Here is a 23,274-nt window from a genome sequence, read left to right as displayed (position 1 = left end):
CGGCGGGTGCGGCGCGGGCCGCGCTGGGCGGCGGACGGCGGCTGGCGGCCGTCGAGCGGCTCGCCGGCGGCAGCAGGAAGGGCGTCCACCGCCTGGTGATGGACGACGCCACGACGGCGATCGCCTACCGGTGGAGCGACGCCGAGAACTACTGGCCGGCGGCCGCGGGCGACGCCGACCGCACCGATCCGTTCTCGCCCGGTCTCGGACTCGACCTGGCGGCGGCGGTGCGGCCGCGCGCGGAGTACGCGGTGGTGCACGGCGAACTCGGGCCCGACCACGTCCTGGTGGGCGCGGACGGGCGCCCGGTGGTGATCGACGTCGAAGGCACGATGTACTTCGACGCGGAGTGGGAGCACGTCTTCCTGCGGATCCGCTTCCACGACGCCTACCGGCCCGTCGCGGTGGACGGACTCGACGAGGACCGGCTCGCGTTCTACGCCCTGGCGCACCGCCTGTCGCTGACGGCGGGCCCGCTGCGTCTGCTCGACGGCGACTTCCCCGACCGGCCGGCCATGGCCGGCATCGCCGAGCACAACCTCCGGCAGGCCCTGGCCCTGCTGTGACGTGCCGCGTTCCGGCGTCCGCCGGCAGCGCTCAGCCGGCGAAGAGCCGGCGCAGCACGGGCCCGAGGTGGTCCGCGTGCGGGCCGGGGAGGGCGGCGGCCTCGGCCGGGGAGCCGATCAGGGCGATCCGGTCGAACTCGGGCTCCGCGCCGAGCGACCGGTGGGCGGCGCACAACTCCGCGTGGCGCTCGGCCAGTTCCCGGGCCGGGCGGGGCGGGGCGAGGTGGAGCACGCCGACGCTGCCGTGCTCGCCGCGGACGAGCAGCCAGCGGGTGAGCCGTTCCGGGGGCGTGAACACGCCGGTCTCCTCGACGAGTTCCCGGGCGGCGTGGCGGCGCAGCGCGGGCGGGTCGAGCGGTTCGCCGGGCGGGGGCGGTTCGACGCAGCCGCCCGGCAGGCCCCAGCGGCCGGGGCGGGCGGTCGGGCCGGCCATCCGGCCGACCAGGATCCGGCCGTCGTCGGCGGGTTGGACGACGGCGACGTACAGGGAGCTCGCCCGGGCGGTGGCGCCCGGGACGAGGCGCAGGGCGAAGCGGCGGTAGCCGATGCGCGCCCAGTGGACGACGAGCGTGTCGGGGCTGTCCCGGACGAGGCCGGTGCAGGCGACGACCGGGCCGTCGAAGAGCCCGGGATTCGCCCGGACGGCCTGCCTCCAGGCACGGTCCATCGCGGCCCGCTCCGGCTCCGGGAGGGGTGGTGCGGGGGTTTCGACCAGGCGGATGCCGGCGGGTTCGAGGAGTTCGACGTCGACGGGCCCGGTGGTCGCGGCCGCGGGCTTCAGGTCTTCGGTCATCCCGCCATGGTGGCAGGGCCCCGGGTTCGGCGGCGGCCGATCGGAATTGTCATGACCGGACGACAAGCCCATGAATCGTGGGGCGGAGAAAGCCAGTTGGGGCGCGATTCGCCGAATCGTGGGCGAATTGACCGGCCGCGCAGGAAATCCCGCTCCGGGTACACACGTCGGCGCGTGCACCCGGAGCGCGGGCGACCGGAGGTCAGAGGCCGACCTGGATCTCGGCGCGGTGCCGGATGTACTCGTCGGGGTGCGAGCGGGCGATCGCGACCGCCGCCTCGACCAGGCCGTGCAGCGCCGCGGGGTAGGCGCGCGGCACCAGCGGGAGGCCGGGGAGGATGCAGCGGCGGACGTCCAGGTCCTCGTTGGCGACGAACTCCCGCAGCGCGGTCTCGTACCAGGTGTCCCGGACGCTCGCGCCCTCGTCGGCGGCGGCGCCGTTGCTGCCGTCCCCGATCGACAGGGCCGTCCAGTACCAGGCCCGCGCGGCGCCCGCCCGCTCGGGGTCGGTGCCGGTGCGCAGGTAGCCGAGCAGGGCGAGGCGGACCCGGCGCTGCCCGAAGGCGAGCAGGGCCGGCTCGACGAAGCGCCGGTTGAAGCTCGGGTTGGGGTCGTGGACCGCCGCCTCCAGCAGCGCCTCGAAGTACTCCTCGGGCAGTTCGGACCGTCCGGCGACCGCCTTGTGGACCTCCCACCGGGCCGCACTCTGGTAGTCGGGGCCGGCCGCGACCTCCGCCCCTATCAGGCGGAGCAGACGTGCGAGCCGGAGGTCGAACGCCTGCGATTCGTCCGCCGTACGCCCGGGCAACGGCTGGAGAATCCGCACCTCGCCTGCCGTGTCCTTGGTTTCCACGAACATCCTCCTCATTCTGAGTCATCGGCAGACTACTCGCCGATACACCAGTTCGGAGGTCGTTTTCGGCCAGCCCGGGCTTTGATCGGTTTCCGGTGAGGAATTTTGACGAACACTCAGCCCTCAATCGGCTCAAACCGCGCGAGTCGGCCGGCCCGGATCCGCCGGGGAGCACCCGGAGTGCCGGGAACGCCGGGCTCAGGACGGACGACCGGGCGGGACCAGTCCGGACTGGTAGGCGATCGCGACGAGTTGGGCGCGGTCGCGGGCGTCGAGCTTGGACATCGCCCGGTGCACGTGGGTCCGCACGGTGAACGGGCTGACGAACATGCGCTCGGCGATCTCCTCGTTGGTGAGGCCGGTGGCGGCCATCGACATCACCTCGCGCTCGCGGGCGGTGAGGACGGCGAGGCGCTCGCTCGTCGGACCGCCGGCGCCCGGGTCGGGCTGGGCCAGCAGCTGGTCGATCACGGCCCGGGTGGCGGCGGGCGAGAGCAGGGCGTCGCCGGCCGCGACGGTCCGGACGGCGGCGAGCAGTTCCTTCGGGTCGGCGCCCTTGCCGAGGAAGCCGCCGGCGCCCGCGCGCAACGCCTGCGCCACGTACTCGTCGATCTCGAAGGTGGTGAGGATGAGCACCCGGGTGCCGGACAGCTCCTCGTCGCCGCAGATCGCGGCGGTGGCGCCGAGGCCGTCGGCGCCGGGCATCCGGATGTCCATCAGGACGATGTCGGGCCTGGTCGCCCGGGCGAGCTCGACGGCCTCGCGCCCGTCGGCGGCCTCGCCCACCACCTCCATGTCCTCCTCCGCGTCTATCAGCATGCGGAAGGCACCGCGCAGCAGGGCCTGGTCGTCGGCGAGCAGTACCCGGATGGTCATGCGTGGTCCCTGTCCTCTCGAACGGCGCGAACCTGTCGGGTGGCGCGGTCCTGTCCTTCGGTTTCGTGCGTACGGGTGGCGCGGGCGCCCCAGGGGCCGCAGAAGGGCGTCACACCGCTCCCCCGGACGGCGCGGTCCGGTTCACCGGCCCTCGGTGAACCGGCCTCTCGGACTCCTGCCCCGCGGGGATCGGTTCCGCGGGGATCGGCTCCCCGGGGTTCGGCTCCGCGAGCTCCGGCCGCGGCGGCCGGGTCGGGGCCGTCGTCGCGGGCGCCCGTGCGCAGCGGCAGCTCGGCGGTGACCAGGAAGCCGCCGTCGGGCCGTTCGTCGGCGGCGAGCCGGCCGCCGACCGCGCCGGCCCGCTCGCGCATGCCGATCAGGCCGAAACCGCTCTCGCCCGGGGCGGGCTGGGGCAGCGGCGCGGCGCGGGGGCGCCCGGTCGCGGTCGGGCGCCCGTTGGCGACGCTGACCGACACCCGGCTCCCGCTGTAGGCGAGGGTGACCTCGGCGTCGGCGCCGTGGGCGTGCTTGGCGACGTTGGTCAGCGACTCCTGGACGATCCGGAAGGCGGTGAGGTCGACGCCGGGCGACAGCGGCCGGGCCTCGCCCCGGACGGTGAGCCGGACCGGCAGCCCGGCCCGTTCGAAGGAGCCGAGCAGCTCGGGCAGCCGGTCCAGGCCCGGGGTGGGTTCGAGCGGGGCGGGTTCCTCGGCGCGGCGCAGCAGGCCGACGGTGGCCCGCAGCTCCTGCAGGGCCGAGCCGGTGGCGTCGGTGATGTGGCTGAGCACCTCGCGGGCCTGGACCGGGTGGCTGTCCATGAGGTGGACGGCGATGCCGGCCTGGGCGTTGGCGAGGGCGATGTGGTGGGCGACCACGTCGTGCAGGTCGCGGGCGATCCGGATCCGCTCGTCGGCGACCCGGCGGCGGGCCTCCTCCTCGCGGGTGCGTTCGGCGCGTTCGGCGCGCTCCTCGATGGCCGCGAGGTGGGCGCGGCGGTTGCGGATGGAGTCGCCGAGGGCGCCGGGCAGCAGGGCCCAGGCCAGGACGCCGAGCCGTTCGCCGAGGGATGCGCCGGTGCCGACGGACAGCGCGATCCCGGTGAGCAGGACGGCGCTGCCGATGGAGGCGCGCAGCGCGGTGGCGCGGTCGGTGCGGACGGCCAGGTAGTAGAGGGCGCAGAGCAGCGGGGCGGCCAGCGCGACGGTCAGCCGGGGGCTGGTGAACGCGAGCAGGACGGTGCAGGCCAGGGTGACGGCGGTGACCGCCCGGGGGTGGCGGCGGTGGGCGAACAGGGCGAGCGCGGAGACCAGCCCGAGGAGTCCGGAGACGGGTTCCAGGCTGCTGATGTGGCCGGTCTGGTCGATGGTGGCGCCGACTCCGACGACCGCGATCAGGACGGCGCCGCCGATCACGTCGAATCGTCGGGGGTGGTTACGGCGCATGCGCTGCCAGGTGGTGGTCATGGTGCTGGTCTCCGGGTCGCGAGTCAGGGGCCGTCGGCGCGAGCGGCGACGGCCCCTGACTGCAACGGTAATCGGTGGGCGTGCGGATCCCGGCCGGGCTAGACCGTGACCGACTCCCGGATCGGTGCCGCTTCGGCGGCGGGCGTCTGCAGCTTGCTGCCCTCGACGTCCACGTCCGGCACCAGGCGGTCGAGCCTGCGCGGAAGCCACCAGGCGCGGTGGCCGAGCAGGGCGAGGACGGCCGGGACGATGGTCATCCGGACGACGAAGGCGTCGAACGCGACGGCTGCGGCGAGCCCCAGCCCCATCATCTTGATCATCGGCTCGCTCATCCCGATGAAGCCCGCGAAGACGGCGATCATGATGAAGGCCGCGGCGGTGACCACCCGGGCGTTGTGCCGGAAGCCGGTGACGATCGCCTCGCCGGGCTGCTCGCCGTGGACGAAGCCCTCTCGGATCCGGGTGACCAGGAACACCTCGTAGTCCATGGCGAGGCCGAAGACCACGCCGATCATGAAGATCGGCATCATGCTCATCACCGGGCCGGTCTGCTCCACGCCGATCAGGTCGGCCAGCCAACCCCACTGGAAGACCGCGACCACGGCGCCCAGGGCGGCGGCCACCGAGAGCAGGAAGCCGAGTGCCGCCTTCAGCGGGACGAGCACGGAGCGGAAGACCACCAGCAGCAGCAGGACGGCGAGGCCGACGACCAGGGCGAGGTAGGGCACCAGGGCGTCCGTGAGCTTCTGCGAGACGTCGATGTTCATCGCCGTCGTGCCGCTGACCAGGACCGTCGCGCCGGTGGCCGACGTGAGGGAGGCCGCGTCACCGCGGATGGTGTGCACGAGGTCCTTGGTCGCGGCCTCGCTCGGGCCGGTCGCCGGTATCGCGTTGAGCAGGGCCGTGTCACCGGCCTTGTTGAACATCGGCGGCGTCACGGTGACGACGCCCTGCAGGCCGGAGAGCTTCTTGGACACCTCGTTCGCCGCGGCCTTCGGGTCGGCGACGCCCTTGGCGTCCACCAGGACGGTCAGCGGGCCGTTGAAGCCGGGCCCGAAGCCCTCGGAGAGCAGGTCGTAGGCGCGGCGCTGGGTGGTGGAGGTGGGCTTGGCCTCGTCGCCGGGCAGGCCGAGCCGCAGGTCGAGCGCGGGGGCCGCGAGCACGCCCAGGCCGATCACGCCGCCGAGCAGCACCGCGAGCGGGCGGCGCAGCACGAACCGCGCCCAGCGGGAGCCGCCGTTCTCCTGGGTCGACGCCCGGCCGGCGTCGCCCCGGGCCTTGCGGACCTTGCGCGGCAGCACCTTGCGGCCGATGAAGCCGAGCAGCGCCGGGACCAGGGTGAGCGCGACCAGCACGGCGATGACGACCGTCCCGGCGGCGGCCATGCCCATCTTGGCCAGCATCGGGATGCCGACCACGGAGAGCCCGGCGAGGGCGATCACCACGGTGAGGCCGGCGAACACCACGGCGGAGCCGGCGGTGCCGACGGCCCGGCCGGCCGCCTCCTGCGGTGTCCGGCCCTCGGTCAGCTCGGCCCGGTAGCGGGAGACGATGAACACCGCGTAGTCGATGCCGACCGCGAGGCCGAGCATCATGGCGAGGGTGCCGGTGGTGGTGGACAGGCCGAGGACGCTGCCGAACGCGGTGATCAGCGCCATGCCGAGGCCGACGCCGACGACCGCCGTGAGCAGCGGCAGGCCGGCCGCGACCAGCGAGCCGAAGGTGATCACCAGGACGACGGCGGACAGCGCCATGCCGATCGCCTCGCTGCTGCCGCCCGCGTCGGGCTTGGCCATCAGCGCGTTGCCGCCGACCTCGACCTTGAGCCCGGCGTCCCGGCCGTGCTGGGCGGCCTGCTCCAGCGCGGTCGTGGCGCCCTTGGACAGCTCGCCCGCCTTGGCGGCGTAGCTGACCGTCGCGTAGGCGGTGGTGCCGTCCTTGGAGACCGCGCCCGCCGTGAACGGGCTGACCGCCCCGGTGACCTGCTCGGCGTGCGCGAGCTCGTCGACCGTCCGCTCGACCGCCTGCTGGCTGGGGGCGGCGGTGATCTTCTGACCGGAGGGCGCGACGAACACCAGCCGGGCCGAGGCGCCGTCGGCGTGGCCGCCGGGGAAGCGCTCGTTCATCAGGTCGAAGGCCTTCTGCGCTTCCGTGCCGGGCATCGAGAAGCCGTCGTCGGGCGCGGCGGGCGCCTTGGCCGCCAGGACTCCGACGGCCGCCAGCACGGCGACCCAGAGCAGGGTCACCAGCCGGCGCCGGACGAAGGCCCATCGGCCCAGACGGTAGAGGAACGTGGCCACGGGAGAGCGGACTCCTTCGGTGCGGTGCTCGGTACAGGGCGCGCCGCGGGCGGGCCGTACGCCCCCTGAGGGCGCGGTCCGCCGCAGCGTGACCAATCCTTGATCGGCGGGCCCTGCTCCGTCGTCGTCCCTGCGCAGGCCGTTTGCGTACTGCGGACGCAGTACGGCCCTCCCCCGTACGGAGGAGCGCACGCCCGGCGCCGGGAGTAGCCCTCCTACCTGCGGAGGAAGCAGTCGGGTTCACCCGTGCGGGCGGCGACGACGGGCCGTGACCCGGCCGGGCGAAGTAGCGTGATGTGCCTGGCCCGACCGCCGTCCGTGCGGTTCGGGACGACCCGACCTGATCGGTGCTGCCTCAGCAGCCAGCCGCCGGAGGTGCCCCATGGGCGTTCCAGCCGCCCGCATCGTGTTCGACGAGAGCGACCGCGCGGCCGTCGCCGAGGCGGTGACCGAGATGCTCACCACCGGCGCCCTCACCCTCGGTCCCTGGACCGAACGCTTCGAGCAGGCCTTCGCCGCCGAGCACGGCGCCTCGCACGCCGTCGCGGTGAGCACCGGCACGGCGGCGCTGGAGGTGATCCTGCGCACCGTCGACGTCCGGGGCCGCGACGTGGTCGTCCCCGCTGTCAGCTTCTACGCGACCGCCGGCGCGGTGGTCCACGCGGGCGGGCGCCCGGTGTTCGCGGACGTCGACCCGGCCACCCTCGCGCTCTCCCCCGACACCTTGGCGGCGGCCCTCACCCCGGACACCGCCGCCGTCGTCCTGGTGCACATCGGCGGCCTCGTCACCCCCCGGGTGGACGCCCTGCGCGCGCTCTGCGACCAGCGCGGCATCCCGCTGGTCGAGGACGCCGCGCACGCCCACGGCAGCAGTGTCGACGGGCGCGCCGCCGGGACCTTCGGGCTGGCCGGGGCCTTCTCCTTCTACCCGACGAAGGTCACCACCAGCGGCGAGGGCGGCATGATCCTCACCGAGTCGCCGGAGCTGCGCGACGAGGCCCGGATCTACCGCGACCAGGGCAAGGGCTCCTTCACCACCAACCACCACGTGCTGCTCGGCTACTCCTGGCGGATGAGCGAGCTCCACGCGGCGGTCGGCGCGGTGCACCTGCGCCGGCTCAAGGAGTTCATCGAGACCCGCCGGGCCGTCGCCCGCCGCTACGACGCGGCGCTGGCCGGGCTGGACGGCCTGGAACCGGTGCTCGAACCGCCGGGCTGCCGCGGCAACTACTACAAGTACGTGGCGCTGCTGCCGGCCGGCACGGACCGTGCGGCCTTCAAGCGGGCGGTCGCCGAGGAGCACGGCGTACGGCTGTCCGGCGAGGTCTACGACCTGCCGCTGCACCTCCAGCCGGTGCTCGCCCCGTACCGGCGCGGGCCGCTGCCCGCCGCCGAGGACCTCTGCGCACGGCAGGTCTGCCTGCCGGTGCACTCCGACATGACGGAGGACGAGACGGAGCAGGTCATCGAGGCCGTCTCGACCGTGTACCGGCGGCTGGTCGGCTGAGCCGACCGGAGTGAAGGGAGCAAGAACGTGCGGATAGCCGTCACCGGGGGCTGCGGATTCATCGGCTCACACGTCGTGGACCACCTCATCGCGGCCGGCCACGAGGTCCTCGCGGTGGACATGACCGACCAGTACCTCAACCCCGACGCCGAGCACGCGCGGATCGACGTCCTCGACCTGAAGGCCCTCACCGCCGCGCTGGCGGGCAGCGAGGTGGTCTACCACCTCGCCGCGATGGCCGACGTCGAGCAGGTCTCCGCCGATCCGGTCCGCGCCGTGCGGACCAACATCGACGGCACCGAGGCCGTCCTGGAGGCCGCCCGGCGCAGCGGTCTCAGCCGGACGGTGCTCGCAAGCACCGTCTGGGTCTACGGCGCCGCCCTCGCCGGCGAGCAACTCGGCGGTGAGGAGCAGGAGTTGGACGAGCACGTACCGATCGAACTGGAGCACAGCGGCCACCTGTACGTGGCCACCAAGCTGGCCGCCGAGATGCTCGTGCACAGCTACCGCGAGCTGTACGGGCAGCACTTCACCATCCTGCGCTACGGCATCCCCTACGGGCCCCGGATGCGCGACGAACTGGTCGTCGCCCGGTTCGTCCAAGCCGCACTGGCCGGACGCCCGATCACCATCGCCGGCGACGGGCGGCAGAGCCGCAACTTCGTCTACGTCGAGGACCTCGCCGACGCCCACGTGCGCGCCCTCTCCCCCGCCGCCGAGGACCAGACCTTCGCCCTGGAGGGCTCGACCGCCGTCTCCGTGCGCGACATCGCCGACACCGTCGACGGCCTGCTCGGGCCCGTGAGCATCGAGCACATCGGCGGCCGCAAGGCCGACTACACCGGGCGGCGGATCTCCTCCGCCCAGGCCAAGCGGCTGCTCGGCTGGTCGCCGCGGACCAACTTCGCCGAGGGCGTCCGGCGGTACGCCGACTGGTACCGGGCCGCCACCGCCGCGTCCACCGCCACCTGACCGGGGCCGCCCGATGCCGCACGCCCTGCTGATCTCCGGCTCGCTCGGCCAGGGCCACGACGTGATGGCCCAGGCCTGCGCGGACACCCTGCGGGAACGCGGCTGGACCACCGACACGGTCGACGCGATGGCCCTGCTCGGCGAACGCTCCGGCGCGGCCGGCGAGGCCGTCTTCCGCCGGCTGCTCGACCTGCCCGGGGTGTACGACGCGTTCCACTTCTCGGCGCTGCGGACGGGCGCGCGGATCGCGCTGCTCGCGGACGCGGCCGCCCGCACCCGGCTCGTCCCGGCGCTGCGGAAGCTGGTCGAGGCGCAGCGGCCGCAGCTGGTGGTCTCGGTGTTCGCCACCGCGACCTCGGCGGTCAACCGGCTGCAGCAATGGGGGCAGGGCCGGGAGTTCCGGCACTTCGTGTTCTGCACCGACGTCACGCCGCACCGGCTCTGGGTGCAGGAGGGCACGGACCTGTTCCTGGTCACCTCGGAGGTCGCCGCGTGCGCGGTGCGGCGCTACCGGCCGGACGCCGACATCGCCGTCGTGCCCGCGCCGCTGCGGCAGCCGTTCTACCGCCCGCCGGAACGGGCCGAGGCCCGCGCCGGGCTGGGCGTGCCGGCGGACGCCCGGTGCGTGCTGCTGATGTCCGGCTCCTGGGGGCTCGGGCCGCTCGCCCGCACCGCCGTCTCCCTCGCCGCGGCCGGACCGCACGTGCTCGCGGTGGCCGGGCACAACCGGGAACTGGAACGCCGCCTGCGCGCCGCCGCCCGCCGCGAACCCCGGCTGCACCCGTTCGGCCACACCGACCGGGTCCCCGCACTGATGACCGCCGCCGACCTCGTCGTCACCAGCTCCGGCGACACCTGCAGCGAGGCCCGCGCGCTCGGCCGGCGACTGCTGCTCCTCGACGTGGTCCAGGGGCACGGGCGCGACAACCTCCAGCACGAGCTCGAACTCGGCCACGCCGACGTCACCTCCGCCCACCGCGCCGAGGTCGTCCGCAACGCCCTCGCGGCGCTGAAGCGCCCCTCCCCGGCGCCCTCGCCCGGCGCCGACCCGGAGGGCTGGCGCGCCGGGTTCGGGGAGGCCCTGCGACGCGTGGGACTGGGGTAGCGGGCTTCGACCGAGCCGACCAGGTCGGGCCCGGCCCGGTCAGGTCGGGTCCGGTCAGGTCGGGTCCCGGCCCGGTCGGTCCCGGCCCGGTCAGGTCGGGTCAGTCAGGCCGCTTCAACGGCGTTGCTGCCGAAGGGCGTCGGGCCTCACCGCCGGTCCGTTCGGCCGGGCACCCCGTGGTCGCGGAGCGGGCCGAGGGTGAGGTGCCGGGCGCGGCAGTGGGCGGCGATCAGGGGCAGGGCGGCCAGGGTGGCGCGCCAGGAGTCGGGGGCGGAGGTGCAGTCGGAGTCGTGGAGCAGGAGGGTCGCGCCGCCGGCCAGGCCGGGGCGGGCGGTCGCGTAGACGGAGGCGCCGGTGGCATCCGCCGTCCAGTCGCGACCCCAGACGGTCCACAGCACGCTGCGCAGGCCGAGGCGGCGGGCGGCCAGGGCCGGACCGGCCGTCAGGACGCCGTACGGCGGGCGGTACCAGAGCGGGCGGGCACCGCACAGGCCGGTCACCGCCTCCTCGGTGCGGCGCAGCTCGCGCAGGTCGCGCACGGGGGCCGGGTACCACTGCTGCCGGTGGAACCAGCCGTGGACGGCGACCTCGTGGCCCCGCCGCACCAGCTCGCCGCCGAGCTCGGGGGCGCGTTCCAGCATCGCGCCGAGCAGGAAGAAGGTGGCGCGGACGCCGAGTTCGTCCAGCGCGTCGAGGACGTACGGGGTGCTGCGCGGATCGGGGCCGTCGTCGAAGGTCAGGGCGACGTGGCCCGGGGCGGTGCCGTGGCCGGCCGTGCGGCGGGCGACGGTGCGGCGCAGCGGTGGGAGCCGGACGGCGGCGGGGGCGAGGTGCAGGAACTCCGCGGCGGCCGCGGCGGCGAGGGCTCCGGTCGCGATCCTCACCCCGGGCTCACCCGAAGCGGGAGGCCATCCGGCGGAACACGCCCGGCGCGACGCCGTGGATGCGGGCCGGGAAGCCCAGCCAGTGCGGCACGTAGAGGCGGTCGCGCTCGGTGGTGATGCTCGCGACGACGGTGTCCGCGACCCGCTCCGCCGAGACGGGGCGCGGCCGTTCGCGCTGGTACGGCGTGCCGCGCCGGTCGAAGAACGGGGTGTCCACCGCGCCCGGGAGGACCAGGCGCACTCCCACGCCCGTTCCGCGCAGCTCGTACCAGAGGCTCTCCGCGAACATCGTCAGGCCGCCCTTGGTGGCCGCGTAGCCCGACTCGTCGCGCACGCCGACCTGACCGGCCATCGAGCCGAGCAGCACGATCCGGCCGTGGCGGCGCTCCAGCATGCCGGGCAGGAGGAGGCGGACCAGGCGTAGCGTGGCGGCGAAGTTGACCTCGATCATCCGGTCGAGGGTGTCGGAGGGGGTCTCCGCGAACGGGCCGCGCCAGCCGAGGCCGGCGCTCGCGACCAGGGCGTCCACCCGGCCGGCCTCGGCCAGGGCGGCCTCGGCGAGGCGGCGCGGGCCGTCCGGCTTGCTCAGGTCCTCGGGCAGGGCCAGGCCGTCGGTGCGGTCGGCGAGCTCGTCGAGGCGGGCGCGGTCGGTGCCGGAGACCAGGGTCCGCCAGCCCGCACCGGCCAGCCGGAGGGCGGTGGCGAGGCCGATCCCGGAGGAGGCGCCGGTGATCAGCGCGACCGGGCGCTCGGTCGGCGCCGACCGCCGGGATCCGGGGTGGGGTTCCGATCGGGGGTCCTCCGCCATCGCGCACCTGCCGCTCTGAGGCCAGTCGCCGTCCGATTTGTCCGGCAAGTCACCTTCGCACGGCGGCGCCGACCGGGCTACCGGGGCGGGACCGCCTGCTCCGCCCCCGCGCCCGGGTGCGGCCTCACCAGCTCGGCCGACTCGCCCTCCAGTTCGCCGAAGCGGGAGAGGAGGAAGGTGCCGCCCACCGCCACCGCGAAGCCCGTCAGCGCGCACCACTCGAACCCGGGACGCGCGGCGTCGCCGAGCGCCACGACGCCGACCAGGGCCGGGCCGAAGGTCTCGGCCACCGTCCCGGCGGCGGTCGCGGCCGTCACGGTGCCCCGCTGCAGCGCCAGGGCGTACGCCAGGTAGCCGCCGAGACCACCGGCGACCAGGGCGTAGGTCGCCGGGTCGGTGAGGATCGCGAGCAGGCCGGAGGCGTCCATCACCCGCACCGCCAGGCTGGTCACCCCGAAACCGACCCCGGCCAGCAGGCCCAGCCCGGCGGCGGCCGCGGTGCCGTTCCGGCGCACCAGGACGAGCGTGGCCGGCAGCATGACGGCGGTGGTCGCGAGCAGCGCCCAGTGGAAGGCCTCCGGGGCGTGGTTGCGCCCCTCCTTGCCCGAGCCCAGCGCCAGCAGGGTCAGGCCGACGACGACGGCGAGGATGCCCGCGACGTCGCTCCGGTGCAGTCGCGCGCCCAGCAGCCAGACGGCGGCCAGCGCGGTGACGGCCAGACTGGCGTTGGTGACGGCCTGCACCAGGAACAGCGGGAGGCTGCGCAGGGCCACGATGCTCAGCACGAAACCGACGATGTCCACCAGCGTCCCGACCAGGAACTGCCACGACCGCACCAGCGCGGCCAGCAGCCCCGCCCGCACCCGGTCGGCCCGCGGGGCGGACCGCGCACCGCGGGCCTGGAAGACCGCCCCGAAGCCGAAGCAGACGGTCGCGACCAACGCGGTGGTGAGTCCCAGCAGCATGCGTCTCCCAGCGTCGCGGGGCAGCATCCGTCCACCACCAGTCTGTCCCCGGCGTGGCGGGGGCGCACGGGTGAGGCGGGACGGGCGTACGGGATCAGGCCGGCGGACGGCGGAAGGAGGGGTGGGGGCGCGGAGGGGCCTGTGCCGCACGGAACGGGGCGGCGGCGGTTTGTGGCCCGCCGCCGCCCCGGCACCTGCGGAGCGGGCCGCGCTAGCCGAGCACGGAGGCGAGCAGCGCCGCGGTCTCGGCGACCACGGGCTCGTCCCGCACGGCGGCCTCGTCGGGCTTGGTGGTCAGCACGGCGAGGACGACGGGCGCGCCCGACGGGGTCCAGGCGATGCCGACGTCGTTGGCGGTTCCGTACCGGCCGGAGCCGGTCTTGTCGGCGAGGGCCCAGTCCGCCGGGAGGCCCTTGCGGAAGCGGTTCGTACTGGTCGTGTTGCCGCGCAGCCAGGTGGTGAGCTGTTCGCGCTTGGCGGGCGGCAGGGCGTGGCCCAGGGCGAGCCGGCGGTAGGTGCGGGCGATGGCCCGCGGGGTGGTGGTGTCGGTGATGCGGTCCGGCTCGGCGGAGTTGAGCTCGGGCTCCCAGCGGTCCAGGCGGGTGGTGCGGTCACCGATCGAGCGGCAGAAGTCGGTGACGGCGGTCGGACCGCCGAGTTCCCGGAGCAGCAGGTTGGCGGCGGTGTTGTCGCTGTGGTCGATGGCCGCCTTGCAGAGCTCGGCGACGGTCATGCCGTCCGCCAGGTGGTCCTTGGTCACCGCCGCGCTCTCCTCGCCGCCGGACCGCGTGATGTCCTCGGCGGTGTAGTGGATCCGCCGGGCGAGGAACTCGCCGTTGCGGTCGAGGTCGCGCAGGACGGCGGAGGCCGCGAGGGTCTTGAAGACCGAGCACATCGGGAACGGCTCGTCCGCGCGGTAGCGGACCGTCCTGCCGGTCGAGACGTTCCGGGCGAACACGCCGAGGCGGACGCCGTGTTCCCGCTCCATCGCCGCGAGCAGGCGGTGGGTGTCGGGCCCGCTCTCCGCGTACGCCGCACCGCCGGTCGAGGCCGTGACGGCGACTGCTGCTCCGAAGCCGAGCCCCAGGACCGCGCGGCGGCTGTGACGGAATTCCGACGACTGTGTGGACATGGTCCCCCTCTATCCGGACGTCGCGGCCGGAGCCGCTTCCTGAGTCACAGGACGCACCGCACGCCTCGATGGTTCGTCAACGGCGGAAATCGGGGGCGGGAACGACCCGAACGGGTCAGGACCGGATGGCCACCGCCGCGTACGCGGATGCCTCCGGGGCGGAGACCGGCGGATCGTCGGGGGCCGGGCGCCACTGGGGAGTGGGGACGACGCCCGGGGCGAGGAGGGTCCAGCCGTCGAAGAAGCGGGCGAACTCCGAGCGGGTGCGGGCCTGGACGGCGGTGCCGGCGGACTCGTAGATGCGGACCAGGCCGGCGATGTCCGTGGGCGCGAAGTCGGGGGTGACGTGGGTCATCACCAGGGCGCTGCCGGGGGCGAGGACGGACTTGAGGTGCTCGACGAGCTCGTAGGCGCCGTGGGCGTCGGGCACGAAGTGGAGCAGGGCGTTGAGGGAGAGCGCCACGGGGCGGCGGAGGTCGACGGTGTCGCGCAGCCCGGGGGCGTCGAGCAGCCGGGCGACGTCGGTGACGTCGGCCTCGACGTAGGCGGTGCGGCCCTCGGGGGTGCCGGTGAGCAGGGCCTGGGCGTGCGAGAGGACGATCGGGTCGTTGTCGGCGTAGACGACGCGGGCCCCGGGCACCACGCGCTGGGCGACCTCGTGGAGGTTGGGCGAGGTGGGGATGCCGGTGCCGACGTCGAGGAACTGGTCGAAGCCGGCCTCGGCGAGGGCGCGGGTGGAGCGGTGCATGAAGGAGCGGTTGGCGCGGGCGCCGCTGCGCAGCCACGGCGCGACGGCGAGGGCGTGCCCGGCGGCCTCGCGGTCGGCGGCGAAGTTGGTGAAGCCGCCGAGGAAGTAGTCGTACATCCGGGCCGAGTGCGGCACGTTCAGCCGCAGGTCCACCCCGTCGTAGAGACCCATCGCGTTTCCCCCTCGGTCCATCGTTCGCATGCCGGCAACCGATCGCATTGCTGCCCACGGTAACCGGGTGCCAATCACCGCGGATCGATTCAACGAGCCGTCGTATCACATGAGATGACAATCAGTGTTCGCTTTGCAGCCTGGAGTGACAGGCCTGATGGAATGAGGATGGGCACGGACAGCCCGACCCTCGGATGGCCTGGCGAGCAGCCGACGGCCACGGAAAGCAGGCTCGATGACGATCGACAGGGGTGCCCCCGCGCGCGGGTACCGGGGCGGGACGGCAGTGGACTGCACCGGCGGGGTGGGCCCGGACCGGGGGCCCGGCGGAGACCTCGGCCTGCGCCTGGACCTCACCTACGCCGCGTTCTGCGAGACGCACGAACCCGCTTGGCACGCCCTCGCGTTGACCAGGATAGGCAGTCGGGCCGACGCCGCGCTGGTGGTCGCGGCGGTGAAGGCCGACCTGGCCCGCTGCTGGCCCCAGGTGCTGCGGTTCGAGGAACCGGCCGCGTACACCTGGCGGTTGGCCAACCGGCACGTCGCGGACTGGGTCTCCGCCGAGGAGCCGGTGGAGGTGGAGGCGGTCACCTTCGCGGCGGTGATCAACGCGTTCAAGCAGGTGGCGAAGGGGCTGCTGCAGAGCGAGGCGGACGAGGTGCGGCTCTACGCGGCGATCCTCGAACTCCCGGACCGGCAACGGGACGTGGTGATCCTGCGCTACCTGCTCGGCCTGCATGTGAAGGTGATCGCGGCGTACCTGGGGCGTCCGGTGGCGACGGTGCACTCCAATCTGCGCCACGCCCGCGAACGGCTGGCGCGCCGGCTCGGGGTGGGCGAACTCCCGGACCGCGGGGGCGAACTGTGACGGACCGGCGGGCGGGCGGGTCCCCGCGCGGGGCGCACGCGACCGGCGGGCCGGGGCCGACGGGCGGGGCACGCACGACGTACGGGGCGCACGGCACCGGCGGGGCTCGCGGCGCGGGCGGGGGGCGTGCGGTGATCCAGGTGCCCCGGCCCGAACGCGCCCACGCCGAACGGATCGCGGAAGTGCGCCAGGCCCGGCTGACCGCCGCGCCGACCCACCTGCCGTCGGAGTACGAACAGGCCTCCTTCGAACTGGGCCTGGTGGTGGCCCTGATGCTGGGCGCGCCGGACGCCTCGCGCGGGCTCGACCTGCTGGTGAACGCGCGCCGGATCCAGCCCGAGGGGGCGGAGGTGTTCGGGGCACTGCTGTACGCCACCGGCAAGGAGGAGGGCGCCGAGTTCTGGTGGCGCTTCGCGGCCGGCTCCGGCGCCGGGACGGCCGCGTACTGCCTGCACCTGCACCACCTGATGCTCGGCGAGACCGACGACGCCGACTACTGGCGGGCCTGGTCGGACCAGCTCTCCTCGGCCGAACGCCCGCCCGGGCCGAGGCCGTTGCGGATGAGCAGACCGCTGCTGCCGGCCGACGTACGGCGCGACATCCTGTCCCGGGTGCACCGGGGGCTGGCGCCGCAGCTGCCGCCCGCACTGGTCGCGGTGATCGACCGGCTGCCGCTGCAGGGCGAGGACGCGGAGGAGGTCCCGAGCCCGTGGGGCCTCACCTCGGGGGCCACCTCCGCGTGCTCGTGGGACCTCCCGTGGGGGCTCGGCGACGACGACGGGGACCCTTCCCGGTGAGCGGGCGGGGCTCGTCGCGGCTCGCGCCGAGGACCCGTCGGAGTGAGCGGCCCGCGCCCGCCCGGGATCATCCCTTCAGGTGAGTGCGGACAGCCGGGCGACGATCTCCGGGTCCCGCCCGCTTCCGGCCTCGACCTCCTCACCGTCCGCCGTCGCCCGCCGGACGACGTAGTGGTGCGGCGCCATCGCGGTGTCACGGCCCGGCAGGGCGGCGACGACGGCTCGGTGCGCAGTAGCTGGGTCGAACGCGGGATCATCGGTGGCGATCTCGGCGACCAGCCTCCCCTCGGCCAGCGACAGTCGGTGGGGGCCGACGGCGGCGTCCACGAGGGCGCGGACGGCCGCGAGGTCGATCCAGGAGCCGTCGACCAGCCGCCACTCGCCGCCGGGCCGTTCGGCCGGCGGACCGAGCACGGCGGGCAGGTCGGCGAGCAGCACCGGGCCTTCGGCGGCCGCCGCGAGCAGGGCGAGCAGCGCCCGGGCGAAACCCTCGGTCTCCTCGGCGTCGAGCACCTGGGGGCAGGCGACCAGGACGAAGTCCAGGCTGCCGGTGATCCGCAGGATCGCCAGCATCAGCCGGACCGGCAGCGGCGGGCCGGGCAGCGGGGTCAGCTCGGGGTCACTGGACGGGGGCGGCTGGGCGTCGGCGACGGCCGGCGGGACGGTGAGGCTCAGGTCGTTCACGACCACCTGGCGGGCGAACCGGGAGCCGCGCCGGTGGGCGACGTCCTCGACCAGCTGCCAGACCTGCTCGGCGTCCAGGATGCTGTTCCAATAGGCCTTCAGCGAAGCCGACTTGGCGCGGCCGATCAGCTGGTCGAGATCGGCCGCATCGGTGTCCAGCAGGACCAGCGCGTCCTGCGCGAGGGTGCCGACGTGGTCGATCAGCTCGGCCTGATGGCGGTTGGCGGAGAGCGCCGACATCACCAGGTCTCCCCGCCGGCCGGCCCGGTGGGCGACCAGCGCGGCGAAGGCGGCGAGCAGGACCACGGACGGGCTGGCGCCGACCCGGCGGCAGACCGCGGCGAGGTGCCCGGCCGCCGAACCCGAGCGCACCATCAACGCGGTGTGGTCGCGGGGCGGGCCGGTGACGCGCGGGTCCGCGAAGACGGTCTGCGGGGCGCCGCCCAGCACCCGGGCCCAGTGCCGCAGTCCGGCCGCCGACTTGCGCCGGCCCTGCCGGCTCTGCTCCGCGGCCGCCAGCTGCAGCGGTGTCGGGGCCACGACCGGCGGCAGCTCCCGCCCGGCGGCGAGGGCGTACCAGTCCTGGATCAGCACGGCGGTGGCGGCGCCGTCGGCACCCGCGTGGCAGACCACGGCCACCAGTCGGAGCAACTGCTCACCCCGGACGACCAGGGTGAACCGGATCCGGGGCGCCACCGCCAGGTCCAGCGGGACGGCGACGTCGGCCCGCCCCAGCTCGCCCGCCAGGGCGTCCAGCCGGCCGTCGTCGTGGCCGTCCGCCTCGACCACCGCCACGGTGAAGCGCCCGCTCGGGTGCACCACTTGACGGGCCGGGAAGCCGTCCGGGCCGGGGCCGGGCGGGAAGGACGTGCGCAGCGACTCGTGCCGCTCGACCAGCAGCCTCAGAGCCACCAGGCCGGCCGGGACCGAGGTGCCGGCCGGCACCGGCCACACGGAGTCCTTGTTGATCCGCTCCGGGGCGTCGCTCCGGATGCAGCGGATCATGTTGTCCTGGCCGCGGGTCAGCGGGCCGGATCCGCTGCTCACGGCGGCGAAGCGGACTCCGACCTGCCTGGCGGCCGGTCGCGGGTCGATCGGGGCCGTCCGGCGCGGGGCCGTTTCGCGTGCGGTCGATTCGCGCGGGGTCGATTCGCGTGCGGCCGCCTCGGGGAGGGGAGTTTCGCGCGGAGCCGCCTCGCGGGGAATCAGGTCGTGCGGAGTCACGTCGTACGCGCCTTTCGGCTCGCCGGGAGGGGCTCAGCGGGGGGGTGTGATCGGGACGCTACCAGCGGCCCGCCGGACTGGTCCAGACCAAAGTCCGCTCGATTCAGCGGACCGTCAACTCTGCTGCCATACACAGGAGTTGACATGTAACGGCGGATCGCCCAGTGCCGCCACGGCAGCCCGGAACGGCCCCGGGACGGGCACGTCGCAGACCCTCGCCGGGCCGGCTCCGAGCCCACCGGGGTCGGCCACCAGCACCGGGGACGGCCCCACCACGGACACGCCGAAGGACTGCGTCAGCCGTCCGCCGTACGCCTTCACACAGGCCTCGCGGCGGCACCACAGTCCGGTGAAGCGGGCCGCCCGCTCGGACGGCTCGACGGGCTCGGCGACGAAGCGCTCCTCCTCGAACGGGAACCAGCGCGCGGCCATCCGCTCGGCCGTCCGGGCCTCGTGGAGCCGCTCGACGTCGACTCCGACCGCCCGCTGCTCGGCCAGGGCCAGCACCGCGAGCGCGCCCGAGGCCGACCAGCTGACCCGCAGGCCACCGGCGTCCGCGGCCTCGGGCTTGCCGTTCGGCCCGCGCCGCCAGCGGACCTCGGCCGGAGGACGGCCCAGCCGGGCGCCGACCAGCCGCCGGACGGCGCCGCGCACCACCGTGAACCGGTCGCGCAGCACCGGGTCCATGCCGTCGGCCCGCGCGCGTTCGTCGGCGTCGAGCAGCTGCCACAGGTCGGCGACGACCGCCGCGGGCCGGCCGGTGCCGATGAGCCAGCACTCGACCTCGCTCGCGGCCCCGCCCACTGCCCCGCTCACGGCAGGGCCACCGTGCTGAGCACCCCGAGCCGGCGGTCGTACCCGGCGAGCAGGGCCGGCCGCTCCTCCCGCCGCCAGCGCGGCAGGTGTTCGGCCAACCGCGCCCAGAGACCGGTGAAGGGCTGGGCGGGCTCCCCGGTGCCGAAGCCGCCGTCGTGCAGGACCTCCGCCCGCGCCCCCAGCTCCCCGGCCCGGGCCCGCACCGCGTCCTCGGGCGAACCGGCACCGGTCACCTGACGGACGGCCAGCCCGACCCCGGCTTCCTCCTCGCAGACCAGCACGACCGCCGCGTGCCGCTCCGGCAACGCGACCGGCTCCGACGGCCGGTAGTGCAGCGCGGTCTGTTCGGCGAGCACCACCACGGCCCGACGGCAGCCGCCGGTGCGGTGGTGGTCGGCGGCCAGCCGCAGGGCGGTGAACGCCGCGGCGGTGCCCTGGTCACAGATCGCGAAGGCGAGCGGCTCGCCCGGGACGGACCGGCCGAGCGCGAGCGAGGACGGCGCGCCGGGGCGGACGTCCGGGGTGTCGAAGGCGAGGACCAGCAGGTCCACCGGCTCGTCCTCGGCGAGTGCCTCGCGCAGCAGTCCGGCGGCCAGCTCCTCGTAGGAGTGGCCGACGCCCTCGCGCAGCAGGTCCTCGCGCAGCGGCAGGCCGTAGGGGCGGACCAGGTCGGAGACGAACGCCCGCAGGTCCGGATCGAGCGAGGTCTCCGAGCGGCCGTCGAAGCGGCGGGCGAGCGCCCGGGTGATCCGCAGACCGGAGGGGCCGGGGGGCACCCGGTCAGTCCTCGGGGATGACGTGCCCGGCGACGTAGTCGGCGAGCCTGGTGACCGAGCGCAGGTCGTCCTCGGTGATCTGCTCGACGTCCACCTGGATGTCCAGCGACTCTTCGAGCTCCAGGATGAGCTCGATGGTGCCGGCGGAGGTGAGGCCGAGGTCGTCGAAGAGGCAGGCGTCCTGCGAGATCTCGGGCAGTTCGCGCTTGAGGACGCGTGGCAGGAGTTCGCCGATGCCGTGCAGGATGCGCTCGCGCAGCTCGGGGTCAGTGGTCTGGACCACGGGTTCTGACATGGGGGTACCGTCCCGTCGTACGTGGGAAGTGCGCCCGGAGGGCTCTGGGGTGTGGCCGACGGTCCCGGGCGACCGACCGGTCGCCGACAGGTCGTCGGCTGGTCGCCGGCCGGTCATCGGCACGTCGTCAGCACTGCATCGCCATCGCGGAGAAGGTGGCTCCGACACCGGCGGCGGCGATCAGGTAGCGGTCGCCGCGGCGGAGCAGCCCCCGCGTGATGGCGGTGTGAAGATTGATGAGGCTGTCTGCAGCGAAACTGTGCCCGACCGACCGCACGTTGTCCAGCACGACTTTCTCGACCGGGTAGCCGAGGCGGCGCGCGATCATCCGCCAGGACGCCTGGTTGACGTTGTGCGGGAGGATCGCGGCCAGGTCGGAGAGGCCCAGACCGGCCCGGTCGAGGGCGGCCTCGATCGCCTCGACCATGACGTCCGGGTACTCGCGCTGGTAGCGGGCCAGCAGGTCCGCGTCCCCGGCCAACCGGCCGTCGAACTCGGGGCGTTGGCGCACCGCGAAGGAGAGCACCCGGTGCCGCTCGCCCCCGGCGCTGACCAGGCAGGCGGCCGCGCCCTCGGCGAAGATGCCGGTCTCCGGCACCACCTGGGCGTCCCTGGTGAAGGTCTTCTCCCCCGCCAGGACCAGCGCGAGCGCCGCCGGGTCGGGTTCGGACGCCAGCAGCCGGCCGGCCAGGTCGATGGCCAGCAGGCCCACCGCGCAGGCGTGGTGGGTCACCGTGAAGGCGTTGGCGTGCCCGAGGCCGCGCGCGGCGAGCAGCTCGTGCAGGGGGTTGAGCGGGTGGGGCACCGCCACCGGCATGCTGCGGGCGTGGATCACGAAGCGGATGTCGCGTTCGCGTCCGCGCAGTTCCGGCAGGCCGTCGAGGGCGGCTTCGAGCAGGTCGGGCAGCGTCCCGGTCGGATCCAGGCGCAGCTGGTCCAGGCCGTGGAAGCGGCGGAAGAGACGGAGTTGACGTGGGGTCAGGCCGATGCGCTCGCCCACCGCCTCGATGGGGACGGCGTGCGGGGGGAGGTGGACGGCCACTGCCTCCAGTGCGGTCACCCGGGCTAGTATTCCGACGCCCGCCGGGTCGCACAAGTGATCTCGAATCCGAGTCCGGACCCGGCACCGTCGTCGAACCCCTCTCGCGACCGCGTTCCCGGAAGCCGTCAACTGCGCTCCGCTGCGGCCGCGTTCACCTCCGCGCCGTCGAGCAGGTGGGAGATCCCCCGTGTCGCATCCCGAACCCCCGTCCTCCGCCGTGCCGCTGGATCCGGAGCTGGTCGCCCTCGTGGTCGAGGTGGCCGGCGCACCGCCCGGCTGGGCCCGCCACGTCACCCCGGACGCCCGGCTGGACGGCGACCTGCTGCTGGACGAGGCCGAACTCGCCGCGCTGGCCGGGCGTCTGCGCGAGCACTTCGGCCCGGCTGCCGACCTGGCCGCGCTGCGCGCCGGGCTGGACCTGGCCGGCCTGGAGGCGCTGACCGTCGCCGACCTGCAGCGACTGCTCCCCGAGGAGGGCGCCCGGTGACCCGGTTCCTGCTGGTGATGCCCCCGCTGACCGGACACGTCAACCCGGCCGCGGGCATCGCCGCCGAACTGGCCGCGCGCGGCCACGACGTCGCCTGGACCGGTACGGAGTCGGTGCTGCGCCCCCTGCTCGGCGGTGACGCCCGCGTGCTGGGCACCGGCACCCGGGCGTTCCGGGCGCAGGGCGGGCACGGGCTGGCCGCGCTGCGCTCGCTCTGGGAGGGCTTCATCGTCCCGTACGCACGGTTCACCGCGAAGCCGCTGGACGCGGTCGTGCGGGAGTACCGGCCGGACGTGCTGCTGGTGGACCAGCACACCCCGGCAGGCGCGCTGGTCGCGCACCGGCACGGCCTGCCGTGGGCGAGCTTCGCGCCCGGGGCGATGGAACTGGGCCGCCCCTACCGTGCGCTGCCGCAGGTCGAGGCGTGGATGACCGGGCTGCTGCGCGGGCTGTGGGAGCGTGCCCGGCTGCCCGGGGCGGAGTACGTCGACCCGCGCTTCTCCCCCGCGCTGGTGCTGGCCACCACCGGTCCGGCGCTCACCGGCCGCGCCGCACCGCCGCACCACGCGCAGGTCGGGCCGGTGATCGCGGCCCGGCCGTACGATCCGGGGTTCCCGTGGGAGCGGCTGCTGCCGGGCCGGCGGCGGGTGCTGGTCACCATGGGGACGCTGGCCGGGGAGCTGGGCGCGGACTTCCTCGCCCGGGCCGTTCGGGCGCTGGAGCTGTGCGGCGAGGACGTGCAGCCGGTGTTCGCGGCGCCGCGCGGGCTGCTGCCCGCGCTTCCGGCGCGGGCGGTCGCGGTGGACCGGGCGCCGGTCGCGGCACTGATGGCGCGCGGCGAGCTGGACGCGGTGCTGTGCCACGGCGGGATGAACACCGTGGGCGAGGCCCTGGCGCACGGATTGCCGCTGGTCACCGCGCCGATCCGGCACGACCAGCCGTTCGTGGCCGCGCAGGTGGCGGCGGTCGGGGCCGGGCTCCGGGTGCCGTTCGCCAGGGTCACCGCGGAGCGGCTGGCGGAGGCGCTGGGGACCGTGCTGGAGGCAACGGCCCATCGGGAAGCGGCGGTTCGGGTCGGGACGGAACTGCTGGCCGGAGGCGGTGCGGTGGCCGCCGCGGCCCGGCTGGAGGCACTCGGCTGA

At 75.0% G+C, this 23,274-nt stretch carries 23 protein-coding genes; 8 read left to right on the top strand and 15 right to left on the bottom strand.

Going from position 1 to position 23,274, the window contains the following annotated elements; translation table 11 throughout:
• Positions 1-98: 98 nt before the first annotated feature.
• Positions 99-566: a hypothetical protein gene (locus ACIGG8_RS07600; protein ID WP_396546304.1), complete on the top strand. Its 468-nt coding sequence runs from the start codon at positions 99-101 to the stop codon at positions 564-566.
• Positions 567-597: 31 nt separating this feature from the next.
• Here ACIGG8_RS07600 and ACIGG8_RS07595 read toward each other — a convergent pair whose 3' ends face one another.
• The 5 genes from ACIGG8_RS07595 to ACIGG8_RS07575 form a co-directional block, all read right to left on the bottom strand.
• A complete protein-coding gene (locus tag ACIGG8_RS07595; protein WP_396546303.1) occupies positions 598-1,359 on the bottom strand; it encodes an NUDIX hydrolase in 762 nt (253 codons plus the stop codon).
• Between the two features lie 202 nt (positions 1,360-1,561).
• Positions 1,562-2,212 carry a hypothetical protein gene (locus tag ACIGG8_RS07590; RefSeq protein ID WP_396546302.1) on the bottom strand — a complete coding sequence of 217 codons (651 nt, stop codon included), beginning with the start codon at positions 2,210-2,212 and terminating at the stop codon, positions 1,562-1,564.
• 198 nt (positions 2,213-2,410) lie between these two features.
• Positions 2,411-3,088: a response regulator transcription factor gene (locus tag ACIGG8_RS07585; protein ID WP_350520860.1), complete on the bottom strand. Its 678-nt coding sequence runs from the start codon at positions 3,086-3,088 to the stop codon at positions 2,411-2,413.
• Positions 3,085-4,551, bottom strand: a complete 1,467-nt coding sequence (locus tag ACIGG8_RS07580) for a sensor histidine kinase (RefSeq protein WP_396546301.1) — start codon at positions 4,549-4,551, stop codon at positions 3,085-3,087. Before ACIGG8_RS07580 ends, ACIGG8_RS07585 begins: the two co-directional genes overlap by 4 nt.
• 98 nt (positions 4,552-4,649) lie before the next feature.
• Positions 4,650-6,851, bottom strand: a complete 2,202-nt coding sequence (locus tag ACIGG8_RS07575) for an MMPL family transporter (protein ID WP_396546300.1) — start codon at positions 6,849-6,851, stop codon at positions 4,650-4,652.
• A 382-nt stretch (positions 6,852-7,233) separates the two neighbouring features.
• Here ACIGG8_RS07575 and ACIGG8_RS07570 point away from each other — a divergent pair, with 382 nt between their 5' ends.
• Genes ACIGG8_RS07570 through ACIGG8_RS07560 form a run of 3 tightly spaced genes read left to right on the top strand, consistent with a single transcriptional unit; the run spans position 7,234 to position 10,435 of the window.
• Positions 7,234-8,358 carry a DegT/DnrJ/EryC1/StrS family aminotransferase gene (locus tag ACIGG8_RS07570; RefSeq protein ID WP_396546299.1) on the top strand — a complete coding sequence of 375 codons (1,125 nt, stop codon included), beginning with the start codon at positions 7,234-7,236 and terminating at the stop codon, positions 8,356-8,358.
• Between the two features lie 27 nt (positions 8,359-8,385).
• Entirely contained in the window at positions 8,386-9,330 is a 945-nt protein-coding gene (locus tag ACIGG8_RS07565) for an NAD-dependent epimerase/dehydratase family protein (RefSeq protein WP_350520864.1), read from the top strand.
• A 13-nt stretch (positions 9,331-9,343) separates the two neighbouring features.
• Positions 9,344-10,435: a hypothetical protein gene (locus ACIGG8_RS07560; protein WP_396546298.1), complete on the top strand. Its 1,092-nt coding sequence runs from the start codon at positions 9,344-9,346 to the stop codon at positions 10,433-10,435.
• A 146-nt stretch (positions 10,436-10,581) separates the two neighbouring features.
• Here ACIGG8_RS07560 and ACIGG8_RS07555 read toward each other — a convergent pair whose 3' ends face one another.
• The 5 genes from ACIGG8_RS07555 to ACIGG8_RS07535 all read right to left on the bottom strand — a co-directional run bounded on the left by ACIGG8_RS07555 (position 10,582) and on the right by ACIGG8_RS07535 (position 15,143).
• Positions 10,582-11,319 carry a polysaccharide deacetylase family protein gene (locus ACIGG8_RS07555; protein ID WP_396546297.1) on the bottom strand — a complete coding sequence of 246 codons (738 nt, stop codon included), beginning with the start codon at positions 11,317-11,319 and terminating at the stop codon, positions 10,582-10,584.
• Between the two features lie 7 nt (positions 11,320-11,326).
• A complete protein-coding gene (locus ACIGG8_RS07550) occupies positions 11,327-12,127 on the bottom strand; it encodes an SDR family NAD(P)-dependent oxidoreductase (protein WP_350520867.1) in 801 nt (266 codons plus the stop codon).
• A gap of 77 nt (positions 12,128-12,204) precedes the next feature.
• Positions 12,205-13,092: a DMT family transporter gene (locus ACIGG8_RS07545; RefSeq protein WP_396546296.1), complete on the bottom strand. Its 888-nt coding sequence runs from the start codon at positions 13,090-13,092 to the stop codon at positions 12,205-12,207.
• Positions 13,093-13,303: 211 nt separating this feature from the next.
• Positions 13,304-14,224: a class A beta-lactamase gene (bla, locus tag ACIGG8_RS07540; protein ID WP_396546295.1), complete on the bottom strand. Its 921-nt coding sequence runs from the start codon at positions 14,222-14,224 to the stop codon at positions 13,304-13,306.
• Positions 14,225-14,339: 115 nt separating this feature from the next.
• Positions 14,340-15,143: an SAM-dependent methyltransferase gene (locus ACIGG8_RS07535; RefSeq protein ID WP_396546294.1), complete on the bottom strand. Its 804-nt coding sequence runs from the start codon at positions 15,141-15,143 to the stop codon at positions 14,340-14,342.
• A gap of 235 nt (positions 15,144-15,378) precedes the next feature.
• On the opposite strand from ACIGG8_RS07535, the gene ACIGG8_RS07530 reads away from it, so the two are divergent.
• Positions 15,379-16,011 carry a sigma-70 family RNA polymerase sigma factor gene (locus tag ACIGG8_RS07530; protein ID WP_396546293.1) on the top strand — a complete coding sequence of 211 codons (633 nt, stop codon included), beginning with the start codon at positions 15,379-15,381 and terminating at the stop codon, positions 16,009-16,011.
• Between the two features lie 131 nt (positions 16,012-16,142).
• Positions 16,143-16,808, top strand: a complete 666-nt coding sequence (locus ACIGG8_RS07525) for a hypothetical protein (protein WP_396546292.1) — start codon at positions 16,143-16,145, stop codon at positions 16,806-16,808.
• A 75-nt stretch (positions 16,809-16,883) separates the two neighbouring features.
• Here ACIGG8_RS07525 and ACIGG8_RS07520 read toward each other — a convergent pair whose 3' ends face one another.
• The 5 genes from ACIGG8_RS07520 to ACIGG8_RS07500 form a co-directional block, all read right to left on the bottom strand.
• Positions 16,884-18,539 (bottom strand): condensation domain-containing protein, encoded by a 1,656-nt coding sequence (locus ACIGG8_RS07520; protein ID WP_396546291.1) that lies wholly within the window; start codon positions 18,537-18,539, stop codon positions 16,884-16,886.
• A 291-nt stretch (positions 18,540-18,830) separates the two neighbouring features.
• Positions 18,831-19,532, bottom strand: coding sequence for a 4'-phosphopantetheinyl transferase family protein (locus ACIGG8_RS07515; RefSeq protein ID WP_396546290.1), 702 nt, complete (start codon positions 19,530-19,532; stop codon positions 18,831-18,833).
• On the bottom strand, positions 19,529-20,308 hold the full coding sequence (locus ACIGG8_RS07510) for a hypothetical protein (protein ID WP_396546289.1): 780 nt from the start codon (positions 20,306-20,308) through the stop codon (positions 19,529-19,531). The genes ACIGG8_RS07515 and ACIGG8_RS07510 overlap by 4 nt, the downstream gene beginning before the upstream one ends.
• Before the next feature lie 4 nt (positions 20,309-20,312).
• Positions 20,313-20,603 (bottom strand): phosphopantetheine-binding protein, encoded by a 291-nt coding sequence (locus tag ACIGG8_RS07505; protein WP_396546288.1) that lies wholly within the window; start codon positions 20,601-20,603, stop codon positions 20,313-20,315.
• Positions 20,604-20,730: 127 nt separating this feature from the next.
• Positions 20,731-21,663, bottom strand: coding sequence for a 3-oxoacyl-[acyl-carrier-protein] synthase III C-terminal domain-containing protein (locus tag ACIGG8_RS07500; RefSeq protein ID WP_396546287.1), 933 nt, complete (start codon positions 21,661-21,663; stop codon positions 20,731-20,733).
• 169 nt (positions 21,664-21,832) lie between these two features.
• Here ACIGG8_RS07500 and ACIGG8_RS07495 point away from each other — a divergent pair, with 169 nt between their 5' ends.
• Positions 21,833-22,132 carry a hypothetical protein gene (locus ACIGG8_RS07495; RefSeq protein WP_396546286.1) on the top strand — a complete coding sequence of 100 codons (300 nt, stop codon included), beginning with the start codon at positions 21,833-21,835 and terminating at the stop codon, positions 22,130-22,132.
• Complete coding sequence (locus tag ACIGG8_RS07490; RefSeq protein WP_396546285.1) at positions 22,129-23,274, top strand: glycosyltransferase; 1,146 nt, start codon at positions 22,129-22,131, stop codon at positions 23,272-23,274. The genes ACIGG8_RS07495 and ACIGG8_RS07490 overlap by 4 nt, the downstream gene beginning before the upstream one ends.

Origin of the sequence: Kitasatospora sp. NPDC085464 (genome assembly GCF_044541955.1) — a bacterium.
Taxonomy (GTDB): domain Bacteria; phylum Actinomycetota; class Actinomycetes; order Streptomycetales; family Streptomycetaceae; genus Kitasatospora.
This window is presented reverse-complemented; position numbering and strand designations above follow the sequence as displayed.

Coding starts and splice junctions, on each gene's coding strand:
- ACIGG8_RS07600 (WP_396546304.1), top strand. CDS start 99: ATGGACGACGCCACGACGGCGATCGCCTACCGGTGGAGCGACGCCGAG.
- ACIGG8_RS07595 (WP_396546303.1), bottom strand. CDS start 1,359: ATGACCGAAGACCTGAAGCCCGCGGCCGCGACCACCGGGCCCGTCGAC.
- ACIGG8_RS07560 (WP_396546298.1), top strand. CDS start 9,344: ATGCCGCACGCCCTGCTGATCTCCGGCTCGCTCGGCCAGGGCCACGAC.
- bla (WP_396546295.1), bottom strand. CDS start 14,224: ATGTCCACACAGTCGTCGGAATTCCGTCACAGCCGCCGCGCGGTCCTG.
- ACIGG8_RS07570 (WP_396546299.1), top strand. CDS start 7,234: ATGGGCGTTCCAGCCGCCCGCATCGTGTTCGACGAGAGCGACCGCGCG.
- ACIGG8_RS07585 (WP_350520860.1), bottom strand. CDS start 3,088: ATGACCATCCGGGTACTGCTCGCCGACGACCAGGCCCTGCTGCGCGGT.
- ACIGG8_RS07550 (WP_350520867.1), bottom strand. CDS start 12,127: ATGGCGGAGGACCCCCGATCGGAACCCCACCCCGGATCCCGGCGGTCG.
- ACIGG8_RS07545 (WP_396546296.1), bottom strand. CDS start 13,092: ATGCTGCTGGGACTCACCACCGCGTTGGTCGCGACCGTCTGCTTCGGC.
- ACIGG8_RS07580 (WP_396546301.1), bottom strand. CDS start 4,551: ATGACCACCACCTGGCAGCGCATGCGCCGTAACCACCCCCGACGATTC.
- ACIGG8_RS07530 (WP_396546293.1), top strand. CDS start 15,379: ATGACGATCGACAGGGGTGCCCCCGCGCGCGGGTACCGGGGCGGGACG.
- ACIGG8_RS07505 (WP_396546288.1), bottom strand. CDS start 20,603: ATGTCAGAACCCGTGGTCCAGACCACTGACCCCGAGCTGCGCGAGCGC.
- ACIGG8_RS07535 (WP_396546294.1), bottom strand. CDS start 15,143: ATGGGTCTCTACGACGGGGTGGACCTGCGGCTGAACGTGCCGCACTCG.